The organism is Herminiimonas glaciei (assembly GCF_042664955.1).
Lineage (GTDB): Bacteria > Pseudomonadota > Gammaproteobacteria > Burkholderiales > Burkholderiaceae_D > Oxalicibacterium > Oxalicibacterium glaciei.
Genome location: NZ_JBHTBU010000002.1, coordinates 91,338 through 113,662, shown reverse-complemented (window position 1 = coordinate 113,662; position 22,325 = coordinate 91,338). Strand labels below are relative to the sequence as shown.

Below are 22,325 nucleotides of genomic sequence, written 5' to 3'. Positions count from 1 at the left end.
AGCGGTTGCCCGCCAATTCCGGCCGGCGGCCGCTTATACTATCGGGCATCTACCATCATCCCGGCCATCCACCATGCGCAGGAAACCCGCGCGTCCCGAAGATCTCGACACCCTGATCTCTTACCTTGATCCGGACGCGACGCCTGTGCCTTCGCCCTGCATAGGTATTTGCCGGGTGGATGCGCGCACGACGTTTTGCACCGGCTGCATGCGCACCATAGACGAAATTACCGTATGGGGTGCTGTTGACGACCAGCGCAGGCGGCAAATCTGGACCGAGGTAATCCGGCGGCGCGATGCGCTGCGACGCTGAAGCGGATGGTATTTTCGACTGCGGCGGGCAGATGTGCGATGATGCGGCCACGTCCATGAATCGATCAGTAATAATATGACAATGAATTTCTACAAGCCGGAAAAAACCGTGACCGGCCCGTCCTACAGTTTCGGCTTCAAAATTTTTGCCACGATATTTTCCATCGGCCTGTTCGTCTACGCGATCGATATTACACGTCGCTTTCCACTGCTGGAATATGGCTTCAGCGTGAAGGCATTGCTGCTGTGTGCAGCACTGATGCTGATCGTCAGTTATTACTGGTTCCTGCGTTCGACGATTACGATAGATGAAAAAGGTATTACACAAACCTGGTTGTATAACCGCCAGGTCGAATGGCGTGATGTCCGTAGTGCGAAGATGATAGGCATACCATTTGTCAGCTGGTTGTTCCCGCCGCGGCTGGTGGTGCGCACCGGCAATTCCTTCAGCACTTTCAATGGCGGCACACAAGCCATCCTGATTGAATTTGCGCATATCTCCCTGGCTTTCCAGATGCAGAAGCAGGCTGGCGCCGATAAATAATTACCGGGCACTCAACCTACTTTTATCTGGTCGGCTCGCATAAGCCTGCAATAAGCCGTCCGGGGATCTTGTCCGAAAACGGCTAGACGATGCATATGTCAACGCGTATAAATACGCCATGGATATGCAAAACCCCCACCTTGTGCCAGATACCAGCCAACTCGTCCCGGCGAGTTGCTATCGTGCATTGGCGGCCAAGGATGCGCGTTTCGACGGTGTGTTTTTCGTCGGCGTGAAAACGACCGGCATTTATTGCCGCCCTGTCTGTTCCGTCAAAACCCCACGCGAATCATCCTGTACTTACTTCAGCACCGCAGCGGCTGCCGAGGCTGCCGGTTTCCGCCCCTGCCTGCGTTGTCGTCCCGAACTCGCGCCGTATGCCCTGCAGCAAAACCTGGCTTATGCGGTGTGGCAAAGGATAGCCGCCGGTGCCTTGAATGACGGCGATACCGAAAGGCTGTCGGCTGAAGTCGGTTTGTCATCGCGGCAATTGCGCCGTGTCTTGCTCGAACACTTCGGTGTGACACCGGTTGAATTGGCGCAAACACAGCGCCTGCTGTTCGCGAAGAAGTTGTTGCAGGAAACCGGCTTGCCGATGAGTGATGTGGCTTACGCGGCGGGCTTCGGCAGCATACGGCGTTTCAATGCACTCTTCCTGGCACGCTATGGCATGGCGCCGACCAGCATACGACGCGCCGCAGGCGTGCCATCCAAGCTGGGCGAAGATGCGATCACGCTGCGCCTGGCCTATCGCCCGCCGTATGCCTGGGAGCCCATGCTGACATATCTGGCCGGGCGTGCGATACCGGGTGTGGAGGGCGTGGTCGAGGAAGCGCCCGGCAATTTATCTTATGTACGCAGCGTCATGCTGAATAACACCGCAGGCTGGTTGCGTGTAACGCATTTGCCGGCGCGCAAGCAATTGGAATTGTCGCTGCCGGCCAATCTTGCACCGGTACTCATGCCTTTGCTTGCACGTGTACGCAAGCAGTTCGACCTTGATGCGAATCCGGAAATCATTGCCGCCCACCTGTCGGCAGATCCTTTGCTGGCAAAGCAGATCAGGCTGGCACCGGGTTTGCGCGTACCGGGCACCTTCGATACTTTTGAACTGACGATCCGTGCGGTGCTTGGACAGCAAGTCAGTGTGGCGGGTGCGACCACGGTATCCGGTCGTTTGGTGAAAGCCTTTGGTGAACCGGCCGATACGCCTTTCATCGGTATTAATCATCATTTCCCAACGGCGGAAAGATTGGCCGCCGCGGACATCGGCGAGATCGCCGCGCTGGGCATGCCTGGTTCACGTGCACAGACCATCCAGAACGTCGCCCGCTTCGCGGTGCAGGGTGGCTTGCAGATGAAGCCGGGAGCGTCGCTGGATGAATGTGTAAGCAGCCTGAAGACCGTGCGCGGTATCGGTGAGTGGACTGCGCAGTATGTGGCGATGCGCGCACTGCGTTTTCCTGACGCCTTTCCAGCCGGCGACCTGGGTTTGCAAAAGGCCGCGGTGGAAGTGACAGGCGGTACGCGCCTGAAGGAAAAGCAATTGCTGCTGCGCGCTGCCGGCTGGTCGCCATGGCGTGCATATACGGCTTTGTTGTTATGGCATTCGCTTTGATAAAGGAAGCATCATGATTTATTACATTGAACACCCGAGCCCGGTGGGCATCCTGCTGCTGGCTGCGACCGGGCAAGGTATTGCCGGTATCTACTTTGAAGAACACAAGCATTTCAAAGGCAAGGATGGCTGGCAAGCTGCGTCTGCACAATCAGCTGCAAACAAGCATTTGCAGGAGACGGCGCGGCAACTGGATGAGTATTTCTCCGGCCGGCGCACCGAGTTTGATGTGGCGCTGGATATGAGCGGCACAGCGTTCCAGCGTTCAGTCTGGCATGAGTTGAGTGCGATCCCGTTTGGTGCCAGCGTCAGCTATGCACAGCACGCGCAACGCCTCGGCAATCCGAAGGCCTTGCGCGCCGTCGGTTCCGCCATCGGCAAGAATCCGGTATCGATTATCGTGCCCTGCCACCGCGTGATCGGTTCATCCGGTGCGGTGACCGGTTATGCCGGCGGGCTGGAACGCAAACGCTTCCTGCTGGCGCTGGAAGGCGTGGTGGTAAATTGATTACTTGCCCTGGTGGGCTGTGAGCCAGGCTACCACATGTCCGGCATCGGAGTCGGATGGAAATACCGGATAGAACACTTCTTCTATCTTGCCGGCGCGGATGATCAGCGTCAGGCGTTTAATCAAATCCAGTCCGGCGAAGCTGAAGGTTGGCAGGCGCAAGGCGTGCGCGAATTCAAGTTGTGCATCGCTGAGCAAAGGGAAGGGTAATTCCAGCCGCTGTACCGCTTCCTTTTGATAATCGCTGTCTTGCGTACTGAGGCCATATACAGTTGCGCCCAGCGCTTGCAATTCGCTGTAGTGATCGCGATAGGCACAGGATTGCGGCGAACAACCGCGTGCGCCCGGGATCGCATTCCAGGCATCTGCACCACCGGGTAATTCCTGGCCCGGCTGGCCGGTACGCGGATAGCAATACACGACGACCCATGGATTACCCTGCTGCGCCAAATCTACTGTTGCGCCCGAAGTCGATAGCAGATTCAACGCAGGCAGTTGCATGCCGCGCAGGTGGCCACAGGCACCGTCGTCTTGTGGCACGGGCAGGTCGGTAGGTAGGGCGAGCAGATTATCGGCCATGGTATTGGATATGAAAGAGTGGATGGGCAGCGCAGGTGACGCTGCCCGGCAAGGCTCTACTGTACCAAACGTAGCGTGAACGGGTAGCGGTACGCCTGTCCTTTGGATGCGGCCATGGCGGCGATGATGCAGAAAATCAGGTTGAGGACCAGCAGGATAGGAAAGAAGATCAGGCCGATCAGGATAAATGCCAGCACCCAGGCAATGACAAAGCCGATGGTGATGGTGATCTGGAAATTCAGCGCTTCTTTTGCCTGCTCGGAGATATAGGCGGAATCATCCTTTTTCATGATCCAGATGATGAGTGCGCCGAGGAAGCCGGTGAAGATACCCAGCAAGTGGGCCAGCATCGCGATATTGCATTCGTCTTTGCTTGGGACGCGTGGTTCAAGTTGATCCATGAGAATTCCCCTCGGTAGCTGATACAAGATTAACGTCGAAACAGATGCATATATACCGTCGTGGACGGATGCTGCAAAGCCGTGTATTGCGTATGCGCGTACTTGTTTTTATCTGACCAGATACAAAGAGTGTACTGCGCATCGCGGAACGATGCGCAGTATTGCCGGTTTTTATCAGGCTTTGGCGGCGGCTTTTTTAGCCGGGGCTTTCTTTTTCGCTACGGCTTTCTTGGCGGTGGGTTTGGCCGCAGCCTTCTTCGCCGGTTTCGCTGCTACCGCAGTGTCGTCGCCCGCCTCTGCTGCGTCGTCAGCGACGGCCGCAGCCTTGCCTTTGGCCGGTGCTTTTTCCTTGCGTGGCTCAAATTCGAAACTGGTTTTGCCATCCTTGCCGCGCACCAGGTAAGCCTTGAACGCACGACGTGTGCGTTGTGAGACAAAGCCAGGCAGTAAATCGGTCTTGCCTTCATTGAGCAATTTGCTCATCTGTTCCGGCAGAATTTCCTGTTGCAGGATGATGCGGCCGCTGCGGAAATCGCAAGTCTTTGGTTTCGCTACCGAGTTTTCGCAGACGTAGGACAAAGGCAGTTCATACACGCCGCCGGCACATTTCGGGCAAGGGCCGAGCGAAGTCTGGCCGCTGAAGTCGACTGCTTCAGCGTTTTCGTCATCGTCGTTCTGGCCGAAATCGAATTCCAGTTTGTAGTTCTTGATTTCTTCGTCGCGCGAAATCTTCAGTACTGCGGCGAACGGGCGGCCCATTTTCGAACGGAAGCCTTGCAGCGGTCCTATCGTTTTATTGGCCAGCAATTCTTCGACTTCGGCGATTTCAAACTGGCGGCTGCCCGGTGTTTTGCTCATCGAGAATTCGCACTTGGTGCAGGCGAAACGACGATAGTTTTCTTTCACCACGCCGCCGCAATTCGGGCACGGCGTTTTCAGTGTCGCGTAATCGCCGGGGATGGTGTCGTTGTCGTATTCCTTGGCGCGCTTGACGATGACTTGCGTCATCTGTGCAATTTCGCGCATGAATTCTTCACGGCTGATCTTGCCGCGTTCCATTTCCGACAGCTTGTATTCCCATTCACCGGTCAGCTCGGGTGCGGTCAGCTCGCTCACACCCAAACCGCGCAACAAGGTCATCAACTGGAATGCTTTCGCGGTCGGGATCATTTCCCGGCCTTCGCGCAGCAGGTATTTCTCGTTCAGCAAGCCTTCGATGATGGCGGCGCGGGTTGCCGGTGTACCCAGGCCCTTGCCGGCCATCGCGTCGCGCAAGCCATCGTTATCGATCAGCTTGCCGGCGCCTTCCATTGCCGACAACAGCGTCGCTTCAGAATAGCGTGCCGGCGGTTTGGTGACGAGGCCGTTGGCCACGACCGATTCGGTTTTGACTTTCTCGCCTTTGGCGACCGGGACCAGCGTGCCGCTGTTTTCCGGATCTTTTTCGTCGATGACTTCCTTGCCGTAGACTGCGAGCCAGCCCGGGTTGGTCATGACCTTGCCTTCAGTCTTGAACTGATGGCCGGAAACTTCGGTAAAGCGCGTGGTGACCTGGAACTCGGCAGCCGGGAAGAAGATCGCCATGAAGCGACGCGTCACCAGGTCGTACAGTTTCTGTTCCGGTTCGGACAGGTTCTTCGGTGCTTGCGTGGTCGGGATGATCGCAAAGTGATCACTGATTTTCGTGTTATCGAAAATCCGCTTGTTCGGCTTGACCCACTTGTTGTCTGTGATCTGTTTTGCGAACTGGTGGTAATTATTGTTTTCTGCAATCACGTCCAGCGTCTGCAACACGGTCGGCAGGTAATCTTCCGGCAGGTGGCGCGAATCGGTACGCGGATAAGTCAGGACCTTGTGCTTTTCATACAGCGCCTGCGCCAGGCCCAGCGTGTTCTTGGCGGAAAAACCGAAGCGTGCATTGGCTTCGCGTTGCAGGCTGGTCAGGTCGAACAGTGCCGGCGCCATCGAAGTGGTCGGTTTCGATTCTTCGGTGACGTTGCCCTGCTTGCCGCGGCAGGCGGCGACGATGGATTCGGCGGCAGCCTTGCTCCACAGGCGCTCGGCGCGACGCTCCGGATCGGTTTCATCCTTCTTGAAGGCGGTGTCCAGCCAGCGCCCCTGGTAGATACCTGCGGCGCAAATGAATTCGGCGCGCACTTCCCAGTAATCGCGCGGGACGAACTTCTTAATCTTTTCTTCGCGTTCCACCACGATGGACAGCGTCGGCGTTTGTACGCGGCCGACGGTGGTCAGGTAGAAGCCGCCTTCTTTCGAGTTGAAAGCGGTCATCGCGCGGGTACCGTTGATGCCGATCAGCCAGTCGGCTTCGCTGCGGCAACGTGCAGCATCAGCCAGCGGCAGCATTTCTTCATCGCTGCGCAAATTCTTGAATGCTTCACGGATCGCGCCCGGCGTCATCGATTGCAGCCACAGGCGTTTGATCGGTTGCTTGGCCTTCGTGTATTGCGCGATCAGGCGGAAAATCAATTCCCCTTCGCGCCCGGCATCGCATGCGTTGATGAGGCCGGTGACATCCTTGCGCTTGATGAGCTTGTTCAGCACTTTCAGGCGGGATTCAGTCTTGGCGATGGGATTGAGTGCGAAATGCGGCGGAATCATCGGCAAATGGGTAAATGTCCATTTGCCGCGTTTGACGTCATATTCTTCCGGCACGGTGATTTCGACCAGATGGCCGACCGCGGAAGAAAGGACGTATTCGTCGGATTCAAAGTACTCATCGTGCTTGGTAAAGCCGCCGAGCGTCTTCGCGATATCGTTCGCGACGGATGGCTTCTCGGCAATGATGAGGGTCTTTGTCATAGTAAATAGGATCTCGAAAGGGGGACGTCTATATAGGCGCCATGTGCGCAATATGCGGCGACTTGCAGCATATTGCAGAGGCAATTTCCCATGAAAAAGCCGCCTAATATAATAATTGCATAGCCGTCAAGCGGCCAATGATAAGCGCGTTGCTGGGAAATCCGCAAGCGGGAGACAAAAACGGGTGTTGTTGAAGAGGCATGTCCGGCGTGGACGGGCATGCCTGTCGGGCCTGTCGCTTAGTGCAACATCCGTGGCGGCGCATCTTCGTCGTCAACGAAGAGCTCGTCGAAAATCAGGCCATCAGGTTCCTTGCCCTGGCTCCACAACACCATCAGCACGATGACTTTCAGCTTTTCGAGCGAAATTGGCGACTCGCCGGCCGCCAGTGCGCGTTCGATGACAATCTCGCGTTGCACCGGATTAATCAGCTTGGCCGATTCGAGGAATTGGATAAAGCCGACTGCAGGCGTGCCCAGCACATCCATTTCCTGTGTTGCGTAGATGCGGATGCCGAACGAGAACGCCGTCTGGTGCGGATAGGAATCGGAGAGTTCGTTGGTGGTCTCAGCCAGCGCAGTCAGCCAACCGAGAGCCTTCGCGATCTCTTCTTCTTCAAAGCCGATAGCGGACAGTTTCTTTACCAGCGCCTCGGAGTCCGGGCAGGCATCGGGCCGGTAATAGGTTTCGTACAGATAGACTAGGACGTCAAACATGGCTTCACCGTAGCGCTTGGGTTAAGACGTCACCATTTGGTGCCGTCAGGATCGGATGCGTATGAATCACGCTCTTTACACAACACACACTACAAAGAGGTGTTACGACAGCGGCAGATCAAAAACAGCGCTTACTGAGAAGAAGGATACCACTAAAAATGAAGCTGACTATAGGGCGCGGAATTTTTGTTGCGTCAGGCAATGACAAATTGAAATGAGCAATGCACTTCAGGCAATGCGCCGGTATAAACCGCCGGGCAATATTTCCGCATGGCCGTCGAGTTCAAGTGTCAACAGATGTGTATGGATTTCGGCAATATCGAGTTGGCAACGTTGCGCCAGTGTGTCCGCGTCGACCGCGTCATAGCCCATGCTGTGCAAGCCATGCGCGTACGGCGCATCCGCAGGCGGCGTGGCGCGTTCGCCTGATGTGGCCGGTATGACGGCATACTCCAGCTCTTCGAGGATGTCCTGTGCCGTTTCCACAAGTTTCGCGCCTTGCTTGATTAACAGGTGACAACCTTTTGCCAGCGGCGAATGGATGGAGCCCGGGATCGCAAACATATCGCGTCCCTGCTCGGCCGCCATGCGCGCCGTGATCAGTGAACCGGATTGCAGCGCTGCTTCCACCACCAGTACGCCGCGCGCGAGTCCGCTGATGATGCGGTTGCGACGCGGGAAGTTGGCGGCGACGGCCGGCATGCCGAGCGGGTATTCGCTGAGGATGCAGCCGTTTTCCGCGATTTGGTGTGCGAGCTGGCGATTGCGGGCCGGATAGACGATGTCCATGCCGGTCCCGATCACGGCGATGGTGGAGCCTGCGTTGACACTCGTTTGCAGTGCCTGCAGCGCGCCCTGGTGGGCGGCGGTATCGATACCGAGTGCGAGGCCGGAAATAATGGTGAGGCCGGATGAACTGAGGCTGGCGGCGAATTGCCCTGCATTGGTGATGCCTTGAGCGCTGGCGTTGCGACTGCCGACGATGGCTATGGCGGGATGGGAGAGTAAGGCGATGCGTCCTTTGGCGTACAGCAGGATAGGCGGATCGTGGATTTCCAGCAACGCGCTTGGATAGTCGGCGTCAGCCAGCGTGAAGATATGGTTTTCGCTTTGCGCCGCCCATGCTTGCGTATGTTCTATCAGGGCCAGCGTGGCCGCAGAAGGTGTGGCCAGCAATGCGTGTGCGATTGCCGGAACGACGACTTCCTGCAGGTCGGAGAGACTGCTTGAAAAGATATTTTGCGGCGGTCCGAATGCCGTCAGCAGCTTGCGTGCCGTTCCGGCTCCGACACCGGGCGCCCGCTCCAGCCTGAGCCAGTGTGCGAGATCGTCCGGTGCAGGCATCGTTGCTACCCGTTGAGGTGGTTTATTCCGGTGACGTGGCGATGTCGCCAACCTGCACCGTATCCTGTACCTGCATCACCAGGCCGTAGGAAATGCTGTTGAAGACGCGGAAGATAAACAGTTCGCCGTATTGCTCATCCGGCAGCTTGATCAGGCCGCGGCCGTTGCCGACGGTACGATCCGGCACCATCAGGCCAAGGCGACGCAGGTCCAGCACGGTACCGACATCGATGCCGTCCTTGCTGCCGCGATTGATGGCGACGATCTGGTTCTGCCCGGCTTGCGAGACACCACCATAAACCGAGACCACGCGCGCATCAGTCTGCTGCGGCGGTACGTGCGGTACGTAATTGATGAAAGGTACCGGTTCGGTCGGGATCAGGCGGTCACCCACGCCCATTTCTTCCTTGGCAGTCAGCACAACGAGCGTATGCGGTTCGAGTTCGACCTTGCTGGTGCGCTGTACCTTCAGGGTGCCGAGGTACATTGCTTCGTAGCCGATAATCTTTTTGCTGACCGGATCTTTCAATGGCTTGCCCGGACGGAAGGCCTCGAATGTCGCGTGATCTTTCAGGTCGCCGCGCACATAGGCCTTGTCACCGCTGGCGAGGAAGACATGGCCTTCCTGTGTGGCGACGATGCGTGGCGCATCTTTCAATTCATCGACTTCGACGATCAGCGGTTTGGTCAGGAATTGTTCGATTGATTTAAAGGAAACGGTGGTAATCGCCCCCGAAGCGGCATCGGTGGAGCGCACTTGCGGTGACAGGCGTACGGTAGGCATGCCGCTGTTATCGCCGCCGACTTCCTTGCCCAGGCGCAGGCGACCGGCGACGCGGTCGAAATACACGGTTTGGCCCGGATAGATCCAGTGCGGGTTGCGAATTTGCTCACGATTCATGTCCCAGACTTGTGGCCAGCACCATGGGCGTTGCAGGAATTTTCCAGAAATGTCCCACAAGGTATCGCCACGGACAACCACGTGCTGGTCAGGTGCATTCGGCAAAAAAGCGCAGCGGGCAGTGCCCGAAGTGGCGTTGGCTGGCGTTTGGGATAGTGCGCTGACGGGTATTACGGCTGAGACAAATGCGAGGAAGAGTGCAGCTGTGCTAAAATTTTTCATGGTTTGTCCGGTGAGCTTGACCAATTGTGACGCCATTACTGTGCTGCTGCATGTTAATAACGAATCAAGTAATTCGTAAAAAAACTTGCCAAATTGAATCAAATTTTGCACATAAATCATTGAAGTAGCAAGAAGAACCACGCTCCCAACCTGCCGCCTTGTTGCGCAAAAGCACGTATGTCCATATTAAATATCTTGCGTTACCCCGATCCACGGCTGCATAAAGTTGCCAAGCCAGTCAGCGTGTTCGACGAACGCATCAAAACCCTGGTCGCCGACATGGCGGAAACCATGTACGACGCCCCCGGCGTGGGCCTGGCCGCGTCGCAAGTCGATGTGCATGAGCAGGTGATCGTGATCGATACCTCGGAAACGCATACCGAACTGCGCGCCTATATCAACCCGGAAATCATCTGGGCCAGCCCGGAAATGCAGGTCTACGATGAAGGTTGCCTGTCGGTGCCCGGCGTCTATGACGGCGTGGAGCGCCATGCCAAAGTCAAGGTGCGCGCCTTTGATGCCGATGGCAAACAATTTGAACTGGATGCCGACGGCTTGCTGGCGGTGTGTATCCAGCATGAAATGGATCACCTTAAAGGCAAGGTTTTCGTCGAATACCTGTCGCCGCTCAAGCGCAATCGCATCAAGGCCAAGATGCTGAAGGAAGAGCGTGAATTGACGCGCGCCAACAAGCAGCGCGTCGCGCAACGCTGATAGCTGTCCGCGAGCCCTGTCCCGGGTTCGTGTTTCCCTGCAATACCAGCGGGCACATATGGGTTCGCATCCGACGCTGCCCGTACTACAATCCTTCCCATGAAAATCATTTTTGCCGGCACCCCGGAATTCGCGGCAGTCGCCCTTGCGGCATTGCACGCAGCAGGTTTTGAAATCCCGCTGGTACTGACGCAGCCGGATCGGCCTGCCGGTCGCGGTATGCAATTACAAGCGTCGGCGGTCAAACAGTTTGCATTGGCGCATGACATTCCGGTGGCGCAACCGGTATCGCTGCGCCTCGACGGTAAATATCCGGAAGTCGCAGCAGAAGCGCATGCATTGCTGCAGGCGACGCCGCATGATGTGATGGTGGTCGCCGCCTATGGCCTGATCCTGCCGCAATCGATACTCGATATCCCGCCGCGCGGTTGCATCAATATCCATGCTTCGCTCTTGCCACGCTGGCGCGGTGCCGCACCTATCCATCGTGCGATAGAAAGCGGCGATGCGGAAACCGGGGTCACCATCATGAAGATGGAATTAGGCCTGGATACCGGGCCGATGCTGGCGATGCAGCGCTTACCGATTACAGCTGATGACACGACGGCCAGCCTGCACGACAAACTGGCGACGCTGGGTGGCGAGATGATCGTGCAAACCTTGCGCCAGATGGAACAAGGCGATTTGCATGCAGTGCCGCAGCCGGATGGCGCGAATTACGCAGCCAAGATTTTGAAAGAAGAAGCGACGCTGGATTTCACGCAGCCGGCCGAACAACTGGCGCGCAAGATACGTGCGTTCAATCCCTTCCCCGGTGCGGCAGCGACTTGCGACGGTACGCTGATCAAATTTTGGCATGCGCAAGCGGTACCGGCTTCGAATCAATTGCCGCCGGGCCAGGTGATTGCGGCGAACCCGCATGACGGTGTGCTGGTGGCTTGTGGTGACGGCGCATTGCGCGTGACCGAATTGCAGAAACCGGGTGGCAAGCGCTTGTCTGCGGTAGAGTTCCTCAAAGGTTTTACGCTGGAAGACAAGCGCTTCCAATAGACAATTTGTTCAATCGGTATTGATTGGAGATATGCGATGCGCGCTTTGCTGATAGTACTCACCTTGTTGCTGGCGGCCTGTCAAAACCCGGATGCGGTTCGTGAAAAAAATACCGAGCCAGTGCCGGAACGAAATCTCTTGATGGCGAATGTCGTGATCTGGTGGGCGCATGGCAATGAGCCGTTCTGGAAGTTCACTGCCGATTCCGGCAAGCTGCGTTTCGAGAGCCTGGGCGAGGAACCGGAATACTTCAGCTATAAGCAGTTCGATAACGATGGCACTGCGCGTACCTTCGCGGCGAAGAATGCACGCACCTCGATACAAATCCGTATGCTGCAGCAAACATGTATCGACAATATGTCGGGTGCGCAGTATCCATGGACCGCCGAAGTCACATTGGGCAAGCGCAAGCTGCAGGGTTGCGGCGAGCGTGGTCGCTTGATGGAGTAATTAATCCGGCAGCGGCAAAGGGCTGGCCGGTTTGATTTCTTCCAGGCAGACCATAGAACGTACGCCGGCCACGCCGGGTACCTGCATCAGCCTGTCGGTCAAGAAAGACGATAGTGATTTGAGGTCAACCGCGACGACTTTCAGCAAATAATCAAAGTCGCCGGAGATGGTGTAGCACTCAAGGATTTCCGGAAATTGCCGGATCGCCTTTTCCAGTTCACGTACCTGCTTGAATTGTTCGCGCGCAATATTCAGGTTCACAAAAGCGGTCACACCCAAGCCGATGGCAGCCGCATCGACTTGCGCGCTATAGCCGCGGATCACCCCTTCCTGTTCCAGCCTTTGCACGCGCCGATAGCATTGCGGCGGCGATAAATTGACGCGCTCGGACAATTCCACATTCGAGGCGCGCCCCTTGCCCTGCAGGGTTTCCAGCAGGATGCGGTCGTAACGGTCGAATTTCTCCATGAATGCCTCCTTGGATGCACGATTCATTCACTTTATACCTGAATGCCGTGCAATAACGCAGAAACATTTCACTGCTTTGGCTTTAGCATGTAAGGGTGAATCCTTCTGTGGAGAGCGCTATCGTGGGCAGCCTACGCATTGCACTGGAAGATCGCTATTGCGCGCACAACTATGCACCCTTGCCGGTGGTCTTGAGCAAGGGGCGCGGCATCTGGTTGTGGGACGAAGACGGCAAGCGTTATATGGACATGATGTCCGCCTATTCCGCGGTCAGTTTCGGCCACAGTCATCCGCAATTGGTGCAGGCGCTGACGCAGCAGGCCGGGCAACTGGCGGTTACCTCACGTGCCTTTTATACCGATCAGCTCGGCAGGTTTTTGCAATTGCTGTGCGAGATGACCGGCATGGACAAAGCCTTGCCGATGAATAGCGGCACCGAAGCGGTGGAAACTTCATTGAAAGCCGCGCGTAAATGGGCTTACAAAGTCAAAGGCGTGCCCGACCAGCAAGCACAGATCATTGTGTGTGCCGGTAACTTCGCCGGCCGCAGCACTACTATCGTCGGCTTTTCTTCGGAAGCGCAGTATCGCGAAGGTTTTGGTCCTTTCGATGGCGGCTTCGTGACGATTCCATATGGCGATGCGGCCGCGCTGGAAGCGGCGATCACGCCGCATACCGCAGCCTTCCTGGTGGAGCCGATACAAGGCGAAGGCGGCATCATCGTGCCGCCGGACGCTTACCTGGCGCAATGTCGTGAGATTTGTACACGTCGCAATATCCTGCTGATTTGCGATGAGGTGCAAACCGGGCTGGGACGCACCGGACGTTTGCTCGCTTGTGACCATGAAGGCATCCGGCCGGACGGCCTCATACTCGGCAAGGCCCTGGGTGGCGGCTTGTTGCCTGTTTCCGCTTTCCTCGCGCGCAGCGAGGTGATGGATGTGTTTACACCTGGCGACCACGGCAGCACCTTCGGCGGTAATCCCCTGGCTGCTGCAGTCGGCTATGCCGCCCTGTCGCTATTGCGTGACGGCGAATTGATCGCCGCCGCGGAGCAACGTGGACAGCGTTTGCGTGAGGGCCTGAATGCGTTGCGGCATCCGGCGATACGCAGCGTGCGCGGCAAGGGTTTGCTGATCGGACTGGAACTGGACCCGCAAGTGATTACGGCGCGCAGCTTCTGTGAACGACTGATGGAAAACGGCGTCCTATCGAAAGAGACGCATCACACGGTGGTGCGCTTTGCGCCGCCGCTGGTTATCACTGCTGAGGCAATCGATGCGGCGCTGCGCATCATCGAACACGTATTCGCAACTTTGCCCACGCCACATATGGAGGCTTGCACATGACAACACTCGCGCCCGACACCTTCCTGATGTGCGCCCCTGAACATTTCGAGGTGGCTTACATCATCAATCCCTGGATGGAGGGCAATATTGCCCATGGCGACCGCCTGACTGCACAAGGGCAGTGGCAGGAACTCGTGCATGCCTTGCGTACGGTGGCACGCGTCGATTGCATGCCGGCCGCAGCCGGCGTGCCGGATATGGTGTTTACCGCAAACGGGGGTCTGGTGTTGGGTGACAAGGTGATCCTGTCGGCTTTCAAACATGTGGAACGGCAGCCGGAAGAAGCACACTTCGCCGCCTGGTTTGCCGCGCGCGGTTTGCAGGTGTTGCGCATGCCGCACGGTTTGCACTTCGAAGGAGCCGGCGATGCCTTGCTGGATCGCGGCAGTGACTTACTGTGGCTGGGTTACGGCCATCGTTCGGAACTGGCTTGTGCGCCGGTGATTGCCGACATGCTAGGCATCGAAGTGCAGCCGCTGCAATTGGTCGATCCACGCTTCTACCATCTGGATACCTGCTTTTGTCCATTGCAGGGTGGTTACCTGCTGTACTACCCGGCGGCTTTTGATGTGGCGGCGCAGGAGCGCATTGCCGCACGTGTCCCGTCGCATAAGCGTTTTGCGGTAACGCAGCAGGATGCACTCAACTTTGCCTGCAACGCAGTCAACAGCGGCAAACATGTGTTTCTGAACCAGGCTTCGCCGGCGCTGAATGCCCAACTGGAAAGATGGGGTTTCAGCGTGAGCCAAATCGCGCTGACCGAGTTCATGAAGGCCGGCGGTGCCGCCAAATGCCTGACCCTGAAAATGAATGAGCCACGGCCGGCGCAGCAAGTAGCTGCCGGCAATGGCCTCGTGGCGGAGCCCAGCCCGGTATTTTAGAGTCCTGCCATATGTTGGGAAAAGACCAATATACAAGGCAGGAAGCGGCTAAGAGCAGGGGCTTTGGCGTATAATTTGTCCTTAGTTTTCAAGCATGTACAACCCGGCGCAGCCTGTGTCCGGGTTTTTGTCTTTATGTGGCTGTACCGATAACGAATTGATAAAGAATTGACGATGAAACGCGACGCACTCTGCCCTACCGAAGTTCTCTTGCGCGACCTGATGGCGCGCCGCATCCTGATCCTGGATGGCGCAATGGGAACCATGATTCAGCAATACAAGCTGACGGAAGAGGATTATCGCGGTACGCGCTTCGCCGACTTCGCGGTGCCGGGCAAGGAAATTTTCGTCAAGGGCAATAATGAATTGCTGTCGCTGACACGTCCCGACGTCATCAGCCAGATCCATGAACAATACCTGGCCGCCGGTGCCGACCTGATCGAAAGTAATACTTTCGGTGCCACCACCGTGGCGCAGGACGATTACCACATGGGCCACCTGGCCTATGAAATGAACGTGGCGTCGGCACGCCTGGCGCGCGCTGCATGCGACAAGTATTCAACGCCGGACAAGCCACGCTTTGTTGCCGGCGCCCTTGGCCCTACACCGAAGACCGCTTCGATTTCGCCGGATGTGAATGATCCGGCGGCACGTAACGTCACTTTTGATCAATTGGTCACTGCCTACCTGGACCAGACGCGTGGCCTGGTGGAAGGCGGTGCCGATGTACTGTTGGTCGAAACCATTTTCGATACGCTGAACTGCAAGGCGGCCCTGTTCGCGATCGATCAATTCTTTGAAGAATCCGGCAAGCGTTTCCCGATCATGATTTCGGGTACCGTGACCGATGCCTCGGGCCGTATCCTGTCCGGGCAAACCGTACCTGCCTTCTGGCATTCGATCCGCCATGCGCGCCCACTGACCGTGGGCCTGAACTGTGCGCTGGGTGCGGCACTGATGCGTCCGTATGCGGAAGAGTTGTCGAAGATTGCCGACACCTATGTCTGTATCTATCCGAATGCGGGTTTGCCCAACCCTATGAGCGATACCGGCTTTGATGAAACGCCGGACGTCACTTCTTCGCTGCTGAAGGATTTTGCCGAGAGCGGCTTCGTCAATATTGCCGGTGGTTGCTGCGGTACCACGCCCGACCACATCAAGGCGATCGCCGAAACTGTGAAGACGATCGCGCCACGCGTGATACCGACGGTAGAGCCGACCCTGAAGTTGTCCGGCCTCGAACCTTTCATCATTGATGACCAGTCCTTGTTCGTCAACGTCGGTGAACGTACCAACGTCACTGGCTCGAAAGCATTCGCACGCCTCATCATCAACGAGCAATACGATGAAGCATTGGCGGTGGCACGGCAGCAGGTAGAGAACGGCGCGCAAATCATCGATATCAATATGGATGAAGCAATGCTGGATTCGCAGGCGGCGATGTCGCGCTTCCTGAACCTGGTTGCCTCCGAGCCGGACATCGCACGCGTCCCTATCATGATCGATTCATCGAAATGGTCGGTGATTGAAGCCGGCTTGAAATGCGTGCAGGGCAAGGCCATCGTCAACTCGATTTCGATGAAGGAAGGCGAAGAGAAATTCCTGCATGAAGCCAAGCTGTGCCGTCGTTACGGCGCTGCCGTGATCGTCATGGCCTTCGATGAAAAAGGCCAGGCTGATACCTTCGAACGCAAAATTGAAATTTGCGAACGCGCTTATTGGTTGCTGGTGAATGAAGTCGCCTTCCCGCCGGAAGACATCATTTTCGATCCGAATATTTTCGCGATTGCGACCGGTATCGAAGAACACAATAACTACGCAGTTGATTTCATCAACTCGGTACGCTGGATCAAGGAAAACCTGCCGCACGCAAAAATCAGCGGCGGTGTATCCAACGTCAGCTTCAGCTTCCGCGGCAACGATCCGGCGCGTGAAGCGATCCACACGGTATTCCTGTATCACGCGATCAAGGCCGGCATGACGATGGGTATCGTCAACGCCGGTATGGTTGGCGTCTACGATAATCTGCCGGCAGAATTGCGTGAACGCGTGGAAGACGTCGTGCTGAACCGCCGCGAAGATGCGACCGAGCGCATGATCGAAATCGCATCGACACTGAAAGCTGGTGACAAGAAAGAAGAAGCGACGCTCGAATGGCGTAGCGGTACCGTGCAGCAGCGCCTCGCGCATGCACTGGTGCAGGGTATTACGCAGTGGATCGTCGAAGATACCGAAGAAGCGCGGCAGGAATTACTGGGCAATGGCGGTCGTCCTATCCATGTGATCGAAGGTCCGTTGATGGACGGCATGAACATCGTCGGTGACCTGTTCGGCCAGGGCAAGATGTTCTTGCCGCAGGTGGTGAAATCCGCGCGTGTGATGAAACAGGCGGTGGCCCACCTGATTCCATTCATCGAAGAAGAAAAGCGTTTGCTGCAAGAGCAAACCGGCATCGTCAGCAAGCCGAAGGGCAAGATCGTCATCGCCACCGTGAAAGGTGACGTGCACGATATCGGCAAAAACATTGTGTCGGTGGTGCTGCAATGTAATAACTTCGAAGTCGTCAACATGGGCGTGATGGTGCCGTGTTCGGAAATCCTGGCCAAGGCCAAGGAAGAGAATGCAGACATCATTGGCCTCTCGGGCCTGATCACACCTTCGTTGGAAGAAATGGCTTACGTCGCGAAGGAAATGCAACGGGACGAATACTTCCGTGGTTTGAAAACGCCTTTGCTGATCGGTGGTGCAACCACCAGCCGCGCGCATACCGCGGTCAAGATTGCACACAACTATGATGGCCCGGTCGTGTATGTGCCGGATGCATCACGTTCGGTGTCAGTTGCGCAATCGCTGCTGACGCCGGAACAGCGTGATGCCTACATCGCGGAAATAGCGGCCGATTACGAACGCATACGCGAACAGCATGCAAACAAAAAAGCCGTGCCTATGCTGACACTGGCTGAAGCGCGTGCAAACAAGATGAAGCTGGAATTCACCGGCAAGTACGCACCGGTCAAACCGAAATTCATAGGCCGTCGCCTGTTCAAGAATGTCGACCTGGCGACGATTGCACAGTACATAGACTGGGGTCCGTTCTTCCAGACCTGGGATCTGGCCGGCCCGTATCCTGCGATCCTCAAGGATGAAGTAGTCGGTGAAGCGGCGACCAAGGTATTTGCCGAAGGCCAGGCCTTGCTGAAGAAAGTAATTGAAGGTCGCTGGCTGCAAGCCAATGGCGTGATCGCCTTGCTGCCGGCGAATACAGTGAATGACGACGATATCGAAATCTATACCGACGAGACGCGCAGCAAAGTCGCATTCACCTACTATGGCGTGCGCCAGCAAACCGTGAAACCGGTGATCGATGGCGTTGCGCGCCCTAATCAATGCCTGGCCGATTTCATTGCACCGAAGTCATCCGGCGTGGCTGATTACATAGGCTTGTTCGCTGTCACTGCCGGCCTCGGTATCGAAAAGTATGAAAAGCGCTTTGAAGATGCGTACGATGACTATTCGTCGATCATGCTGAAGTCGCTGGCGGATCGCCTGGCGGAAGCTTTTGCCGAGCATTTGCATGAACGCGTGCGTAAAGACTTGTGGGGTTATGCGGCCGACGAGAAGCTGACGAATGAAGCGCTGATCAAGGAAGAGTACAGCGGTATCCGCCCTGCTCCCGGTTATCCGGCTTGCCCGGAACATACGGTCAAGAAGGAAATGTTCCAGACCTTGCAGGCGGAAGAGATCGGCATGATGCTGACCGATTCCTATGCGATGTTCCCCGGTGCTGCGGTGTCGGGTTTTTACTTCGCGCATCCGGAAGCGAAATACTTTGTGGTCGGCAAGATAGGCGACGACCAAGTCGTCGATATGGCCGAGCGACGCGGTGCTAGCAAGGAAGATGTAGAACGCTGGCTCGCACCTAACCTGTCCTGATGCAAACCGCCGGGCTGGACGGTCAGATCCGTTCAGTCCAGCGGTGCCCCATCGATAAATACCTTCAGTTCCCCGCTATTGAACGCGGTCCATGTTTCATTCGTGGTCAGCGGTTCCGTCACGATAATGGCGACGCGGTCATTCGGCGTCGTCACTTCCGAAAAATTCACTTTCACATCTTCGTCGCACAGGGTTGCCTCGGCGAATGGATGCTGGCGCACGATGTAGTGCAGATTGGTCGAGCAATGCGCGAATAGCGCAGAGCCATCCGACAGCATCATATTGAAGGTGCCGTGCTGCGAGATTTCTTTAGTCAGGTCAGCGATGGCAGCCGTCAATTGCGGCAGCATCGGCAAGGCATCATCAAAGCGGCGGCGTAATTCCTGCAGGATGTAGCAAAACGCAGCTTCGCTATCGGTGGTGCCGACCGGCTGGTAAGGGCCGTTCAATTCAGGATTGAAATCCTTCAGGTCGCCATTGTGGGCGAATACAAAATAGCGGCCCCATAGTTCGCGTACGAACGGATGGCAGTTTTCCAGCGCGACCCGACCCTGGGTCGCCTTGCGGATATGCGCAATGACATTCTTTGATTTGATCGGGAAGCGTCGGATCAGGTCGGCTACCGGCGACTCGATCGCCGCCTGGTGGTCGACGAAGTGGCGCACACCTGCACCTTCAAAAAATGCGATGCCCCACCCGTCATTGTGGACATCGGTACGGCCGCCACGGGTGGCAAAGCCGGTAAAGCTGAACACAATGTCAGTCGGGACATTGCAGTTCATTCCAAGAAGCTGGCACATGAATTTTCGTTACGCTCTTAATAATTGCTTAATCAGGATTAATCCACACAGTATCACGACTGCAGGGCTGCCTGCCGGCAACAGCCGATATTATGACGGACATGTGACTGCCGTCTTGGCCAAGCGCGTTGTCGTATTTATTTCACTCCGAGGCGAAATGCGGCTGAATGGTGGTCCGATGTCAAAGTGTTGTCATAATCGGCGATTAGCATGGCTGCAACCAACCCACATTCAGGTGACGTATGCGCACTCGGGATATGCTGATGCATGGCAGTACCGGTTTCGTGCAGGGCACACGTCCTGCCGACGATCAGGCAAACCCTTTGCCGGTCGCGCGAGTATCATCTGAAAGCATGACACGTTATGCCCTTTACTTTACGCCTGTTGACGACTCGCCATGGGCGCAGGCCGGCAGCAGCTGGCTGGGCCGTCATCCTGCGAGTCCCGAGCCGGTACCGCAAGTCAATGTCCCCGGCATTCCCCGCTTACTGCTGTCCAGCCTGACTGCAGATGCACGTCGCTATGGTTTCCATGCGACGCTGAAGGCGCCCTTTCGTTTATTCGAAGGTTTTAACGAAGAACATTTGCTGCAGATGGCGCGTGCGTTCTGTTCCGCGCAGAAAGCAATCGTGCTGGATGAAGTGCGCGTGCGTCCTCTGATGGATTTCCTCGCCTTGCAGGTGAATGGTCCGCTGGATGAGATAGGCGGGCTGGCGATGCGGTGCGTGACTTACTTCGACCTTTTGCGGGCGCCGCTGACCGAGCCGGAACTGGCCAAGCGCCGTCGTGCCGGCCTGAACGCGCGCCAGAGCGCATTGCTGCAACGCTGGGGTTATCCATACACCGAAGAGTTTTACCGCTTCCATATGACGCTGACGGATGCGTTGATGCATGCTGATGCCGACGTGATCTTTACGGTGCGCAAGGCGGCCGAGCAACACTTCGCAGCCGCCATTGCTGCGGCACCGCTGACCATAGATGCGCTGACCATAGCACGCGAAGAATATCCGGGTGCGCCTTTCGTCGAATGGCAAAGGATTCCGTTTTCCGGTCTAAGTGAACGTGCAACGATGCCGCACAGTGGGCGCATATTTTTCTGTGTCGGCCCATCGGGTGTTGGCAAGGATAGCTTGTTGAATTGGGTGCGTGAACATAGCGCAGGTGACGAGAAACTGGTGTTTGCGCAAAGGACGATTACCCGCGCGACTCAAGCCAATGAAGCGCATGAAGCCGTCGATACCGCGAGCTTTTGGCGGCTCGCGGCGGGTGGCCAGTTCGCGATGGTATGGCAGGCGAATGACCTGTGCTACGGCGTACGGCGCGGGATAGAAGCGGACCTGAAAGCCGGGCGCGATGTGGTTGTGAATGGTTCGCGCGCCTACGTGCCGCAACTCTTGCAGGCTTTTCCGGATGCGATAGTGATCTGGATAGAGGCGAATGAAGACCTGTTGCGTGAACGCCTGGAAGCACGCCAGCGCGAGCAAGGTCCGGCCTTATTGAAGCGCCTCAAGCGTGCGAAGGAATTTGCCCCATCCGAACAGGCGCAGGTGATACGACTGGATAACAGCGGTGCACTGGAAGTAGGTGGACAGAAGCTGCTCAACATCCTGCGCGAGCGGAAATAACCGGCAATCAGGTGTGGGCGAATTCTATCCGGCAGCGCCATAAGCCATGGCCGGACGCCAGGTATTTTTGCTCGAACGGCGTGATGCAATGTTCCGGCGTGTACGGTTCACTGGCCACCTGCTGTTGCGTCAGCAATCGCAGGGCGGCCGCAAATTCCTCTATATAAATTTCCCAATTGCTGCGGCATTCGAGCGTACCGCCCAGGGCAACGATGGTCGGGAAGATCGCATGGCCGTGCCAGCGCCGCGTCAGGTGCCCTATCTTCGGCCATGGATTCGGATACAGGATGTAATGCCGGGCCGGGCGTATGCCGCTGTCCAGCAGCAGGCGCCAGTAATCGACCAGATCGGCGCGTACACGCAGGCAATTGTCTGGAATCGCACCTGGCCACTGTGTATTGCGTGCGATGCGATCAGCTGACTGATCGACGCCGATGATGAAATGATTCGGGAATTGCGTGGCCAGGTTGAAGGTGGAGAGGCCGACGCCACAGCCGGCGTCCAGGATCAGTGGTTTGCCGCCGACGGCTTGCCAGCGCGCGATGCTGTGCTCGAAGGCGCTGCGGTTGTAGGCCGTGATCGGTTTTTGGAACTGGTGCTTAGCGTGCCGCTCAACTTGCGCATGCAATTGTGCGTGGGCATCGGTTTGTCGGCTGACGATGAAATGGGAATTCGCGTGCATCGCGATGAAACGCTATGGAAGAAGACGAAATTATGCCTGCATAGTCCGCAAAGAACTATGCAGGCATCAAAACAGCGGCTTAATGTATCGTCAGGGCCTGGCTCATGAAAGCATCGTAATTTGCCAGGAAGTCATCAATTTCTTCGACGCTGGGTTCGGTTGCGATCAGGTCCCGCACATTTTTGCGGAAAGACTCGGCCGAGGCACCGGCGATGAATATTTCACGTTTGGCTGGCTTATCCATGATTTCATAGCCACCAAAACGCAGGGCGTCCTGCCCGTCATCAGCACCGAATTCTACGACGCTGTACTGCTCGCTGTTGTAGATCACGTTCATATAATCTCCTGTCGCTATTGCAATGAAGAAATCATCGCGTTGATAGGGAAATGGCGTTGTTCGGAGCAATT

The 22,325-nt window shown here is 56.6% G+C and carries 21 protein-coding genes; 11 read left to right on the top strand and 10 right to left on the bottom strand.

What is annotated here, in order from left to right:
* Positions 1–73 precede the first annotated feature (73 nt).
* The 4 genes from ACFQPC_RS11350 to ACFQPC_RS11335 all read left to right on the top strand — a co-directional run bounded on the left by ACFQPC_RS11350 (position 74) and on the right by ACFQPC_RS11335 (position 2,982).
* Positions 74–313: a DUF1289 domain-containing protein gene (locus ACFQPC_RS11350; protein ID WP_382272014.1), complete on the top strand. Its 240-nt coding sequence runs from the start codon at positions 74–76 to the stop codon at positions 311–313.
* Positions 314–388: 75 nt separating this feature from the next.
* The gene (locus ACFQPC_RS11345) at positions 389–856 is read left to right on the top strand and encodes a hypothetical protein (protein WP_041296298.1); all 468 of its coding nucleotides are present in this window, start codon (positions 389–391) and stop codon (positions 854–856) included.
* 124 nt (positions 857–980) lie between these two features.
* Complete coding sequence (locus ACFQPC_RS11340) at positions 981–2,474, top strand: AlkA N-terminal domain-containing protein (RefSeq protein ID WP_382272013.1); 1,494 nt, start codon at positions 981–983, stop codon at positions 2,472–2,474.
* A 13-nt stretch (positions 2,475–2,487) separates the two neighbouring features.
* Positions 2,488–2,982: a methylated-DNA--[protein]-cysteine S-methyltransferase gene (locus ACFQPC_RS11335; RefSeq protein WP_382272012.1), complete on the top strand. Its 495-nt coding sequence runs from the start codon at positions 2,488–2,490 to the stop codon at positions 2,980–2,982.
* On the opposite strand, the gene ACFQPC_RS11330 is transcribed toward ACFQPC_RS11335, so the two are convergent.
* The 6 genes from ACFQPC_RS11330 to ACFQPC_RS11305 all read right to left on the bottom strand — a co-directional run bounded on the left by ACFQPC_RS11330 (position 2,983) and on the right by ACFQPC_RS11305 (position 9,965).
* Complete coding sequence (locus ACFQPC_RS11330; protein WP_382272011.1) at positions 2,983–3,561, bottom strand: peroxiredoxin; 579 nt, start codon at positions 3,559–3,561, stop codon at positions 2,983–2,985. It lies immediately after the preceding gene.
* 56 nt (positions 3,562–3,617) lie between these two features.
* On the bottom strand, positions 3,618–3,962 hold the full coding sequence (locus ACFQPC_RS11325; RefSeq protein WP_382272009.1) for a DUF4870 domain-containing protein: 345 nt from the start codon (positions 3,960–3,962) through the stop codon (positions 3,618–3,620).
* 174 nt (positions 3,963–4,136) lie between these two features.
* A complete protein-coding gene (locus tag ACFQPC_RS11320; protein WP_382272008.1) occupies positions 4,137–6,782 on the bottom strand; it encodes a DNA topoisomerase III in 2,646 nt (881 codons plus the stop codon).
* A 239-nt stretch (positions 6,783–7,021) separates the two neighbouring features.
* Positions 7,022–7,498, bottom strand: a complete 477-nt coding sequence (locus ACFQPC_RS11315; protein ID WP_011979366.1) for a Smg family protein — start codon at positions 7,496–7,498, stop codon at positions 7,022–7,024.
* Positions 7,499–7,726: 228 nt separating this feature from the next.
* Entirely contained in the window at positions 7,727–8,842 is a 1,116-nt protein-coding gene (gene dprA / locus ACFQPC_RS11310) for a DNA-processing protein DprA (RefSeq protein WP_382272007.1), read from the bottom strand.
* A gap of 22 nt (positions 8,843–8,864) precedes the next feature.
* Positions 8,865–9,965 (bottom strand): LysM peptidoglycan-binding domain-containing protein, encoded by a 1,101-nt coding sequence (locus ACFQPC_RS11305; RefSeq protein WP_382272005.1) that lies wholly within the window; start codon positions 9,963–9,965, stop codon positions 8,865–8,867.
* Positions 9,966–10,142: 177 nt separating this feature from the next.
* Between ACFQPC_RS11305 and def the strand changes: the two genes are divergently transcribed.
* From def to ACFQPC_RS11290, 3 genes are all read left to right on the top strand, one after another.
* Positions 10,143–10,679, top strand: coding sequence for a peptide deformylase (gene def, locus ACFQPC_RS11300; protein WP_382272004.1), 537 nt, complete (start codon positions 10,143–10,145; stop codon positions 10,677–10,679).
* 99 nt (positions 10,680–10,778) lie between these two features.
* Positions 10,779–11,729: a methionyl-tRNA formyltransferase gene (fmt, locus tag ACFQPC_RS11295; protein ID WP_382272003.1), complete on the top strand. Its 951-nt coding sequence runs from the start codon at positions 10,779–10,781 to the stop codon at positions 11,727–11,729.
* Positions 11,730–11,765: 36 nt separating this feature from the next.
* Positions 11,766–12,179 carry a COG3650 family protein gene (locus tag ACFQPC_RS11290; RefSeq protein WP_382272002.1) on the top strand — a complete coding sequence of 138 codons (414 nt, stop codon included), beginning with the start codon at positions 11,766–11,768 and terminating at the stop codon, positions 12,177–12,179.
* Here the strand turns inward: ACFQPC_RS11290 and ACFQPC_RS11285 are convergent, their stop codons facing one another.
* Positions 12,180–12,647 (bottom strand): Lrp/AsnC family transcriptional regulator, encoded by a 468-nt coding sequence (locus ACFQPC_RS11285; protein WP_382272001.1) that lies wholly within the window; start codon positions 12,645–12,647, stop codon positions 12,180–12,182.
* A 122-nt stretch (positions 12,648–12,769) separates the two neighbouring features.
* Here ACFQPC_RS11285 and rocD point away from each other — a divergent pair, with 122 nt between their 5' ends.
* The 3 genes from rocD (at position 12,770) to metH (ending at position 18,810) form a co-directional block, all read left to right on the top strand.
* Entirely contained in the window at positions 12,770–13,996 is a 1,227-nt protein-coding gene (gene rocD / locus ACFQPC_RS11280) for an ornithine--oxo-acid transaminase (protein WP_382272000.1), read from the top strand.
* On the top strand, positions 13,993–14,877 hold the full coding sequence (locus tag ACFQPC_RS11275; RefSeq protein ID WP_382271998.1) for a dimethylarginine dimethylaminohydrolase family protein: 885 nt from the start codon (positions 13,993–13,995) through the stop codon (positions 14,875–14,877). The genes rocD and ACFQPC_RS11275 overlap by 4 nt, the downstream gene beginning before the upstream one ends.
* Positions 14,878–15,051: 174 nt before the next feature.
* Positions 15,052–18,810 (top strand): methionine synthase, encoded by a 3,759-nt coding sequence (gene metH, locus ACFQPC_RS11270; RefSeq protein WP_382271997.1) that lies wholly within the window; start codon positions 15,052–15,054, stop codon positions 18,808–18,810.
* A gap of 32 nt (positions 18,811–18,842) precedes the next feature.
* Here the strand turns inward: metH and ACFQPC_RS11265 are convergent, their stop codons facing one another.
* Entirely contained in the window at positions 18,843–19,610 is a 768-nt protein-coding gene (locus tag ACFQPC_RS11265) for a class II glutamine amidotransferase (RefSeq protein ID WP_011979376.1), read from the bottom strand.
* A gap of 242 nt (positions 19,611–19,852) precedes the next feature.
* Here ACFQPC_RS11265 and phnN point away from each other — a divergent pair, with 242 nt between their 5' ends.
* The gene (phnN, locus tag ACFQPC_RS11260) at positions 19,853–21,235 is read left to right on the top strand and encodes a phosphonate metabolism protein/1,5-bisphosphokinase (PRPP-forming) PhnN (RefSeq protein ID WP_382271995.1); all 1,383 of its coding nucleotides are present in this window, start codon (positions 19,853–19,855) and stop codon (positions 21,233–21,235) included.
* A 7-nt stretch (positions 21,236–21,242) separates the two neighbouring features.
* Here phnN and trmB read toward each other — a convergent pair whose 3' ends face one another.
* Positions 21,243–21,917: a tRNA (guanine(46)-N(7))-methyltransferase TrmB gene (gene trmB, locus ACFQPC_RS11255; protein ID WP_382271994.1), complete on the bottom strand. Its 675-nt coding sequence runs from the start codon at positions 21,915–21,917 to the stop codon at positions 21,243–21,245.
* A 79-nt stretch (positions 21,918–21,996) separates the two neighbouring features.
* Entirely contained in the window at positions 21,997–22,254 is a 258-nt protein-coding gene (locus ACFQPC_RS11250) for a BTH_I0359 family protein (RefSeq protein ID WP_011979379.1), read from the bottom strand.
* Positions 22,255–22,325 lie beyond the last annotated feature (71 nt).

What these genes read in the sequence shown, in the direction of transcription:
- ACFQPC_RS11350 (WP_382272014.1), top strand. Translation starts at nt 74, where the DNA reads ATGCGCAGGAAACCCGCGCGTCCCGAAGATCTCGACACCCTGATCTCT.
- ACFQPC_RS11345 (WP_041296298.1), top strand. Translation starts at nt 389, where the DNA reads ATGACAATGAATTTCTACAAGCCGGAAAAAACCGTGACCGGCCCGTCC.
- ACFQPC_RS11340 (WP_382272013.1), top strand. Translation starts at nt 981, where the DNA reads ATGCAAAACCCCCACCTTGTGCCAGATACCAGCCAACTCGTCCCGGCG.
- ACFQPC_RS11335 (WP_382272012.1), top strand. Translation starts at nt 2,488, where the DNA reads ATGATTTATTACATTGAACACCCGAGCCCGGTGGGCATCCTGCTGCTG.
- ACFQPC_RS11330 (WP_382272011.1), bottom strand. Translation starts at nt 3,561, where the DNA reads ATGGCCGATAATCTGCTCGCCCTACCTACCGACCTGCCCGTGCCACAA.
- ACFQPC_RS11325 (WP_382272009.1), bottom strand. Translation starts at nt 3,962, where the DNA reads ATGGATCAACTTGAACCACGCGTCCCAAGCAAAGACGAATGCAATATC.
- ACFQPC_RS11320 (WP_382272008.1), bottom strand. Translation starts at nt 6,782, where the DNA reads ATGACAAAGACCCTCATCATTGCCGAGAAGCCATCCGTCGCGAACGAT.
- ACFQPC_RS11315 (WP_011979366.1), bottom strand. Translation starts at nt 7,498, where the DNA reads ATGTTTGACGTCCTAGTCTATCTGTACGAAACCTATTACCGGCCCGAT.
- dprA (WP_382272007.1), bottom strand. Translation starts at nt 8,842, where the DNA reads ATGCCTGCACCGGACGATCTCGCACACTGGCTCAGGCTGGAGCGGGCG.
- ACFQPC_RS11305 (WP_382272005.1), bottom strand. Translation starts at nt 9,965, where the DNA reads ATGAAAAATTTTAGCACAGCTGCACTCTTCCTCGCATTTGTCTCAGCC.
- def (WP_382272004.1), top strand. Translation starts at nt 10,143, where the DNA reads ATGTCCATATTAAATATCTTGCGTTACCCCGATCCACGGCTGCATAAA.
- fmt (WP_382272003.1), top strand. Translation starts at nt 10,779, where the DNA reads ATGAAAATCATTTTTGCCGGCACCCCGGAATTCGCGGCAGTCGCCCTT.
- ACFQPC_RS11290 (WP_382272002.1), top strand. Translation starts at nt 11,766, where the DNA reads ATGCGCGCTTTGCTGATAGTACTCACCTTGTTGCTGGCGGCCTGTCAA.
- ACFQPC_RS11285 (WP_382272001.1), bottom strand. Translation starts at nt 12,647, where the DNA reads ATGGAGAAATTCGACCGTTACGACCGCATCCTGCTGGAAACCCTGCAG.
- ACFQPC_RS11275 (WP_382271998.1), top strand. Translation starts at nt 13,993, where the DNA reads ATGACAACACTCGCGCCCGACACCTTCCTGATGTGCGCCCCTGAACAT.
- metH (WP_382271997.1), top strand. Translation starts at nt 15,052, where the DNA reads ATGAAACGCGACGCACTCTGCCCTACCGAAGTTCTCTTGCGCGACCTG.
- ACFQPC_RS11265 (WP_011979376.1), bottom strand. Translation starts at nt 19,610, where the DNA reads ATGTGCCAGCTTCTTGGAATGAACTGCAATGTCCCGACTGACATTGTG.
- phnN (WP_382271995.1), top strand. Translation starts at nt 19,853, where the DNA reads ATGCGCACTCGGGATATGCTGATGCATGGCAGTACCGGTTTCGTGCAG.
- trmB (WP_382271994.1), bottom strand. Translation starts at nt 21,917, where the DNA reads ATGCACGCGAATTCCCATTTCATCGTCAGCCGACAAACCGATGCCCAC.
- ACFQPC_RS11250 (WP_011979379.1), bottom strand. Translation starts at nt 22,254, where the DNA reads ATGAACGTGATCTACAACAGCGAGCAGTACAGCGTCGTAGAATTCGGT.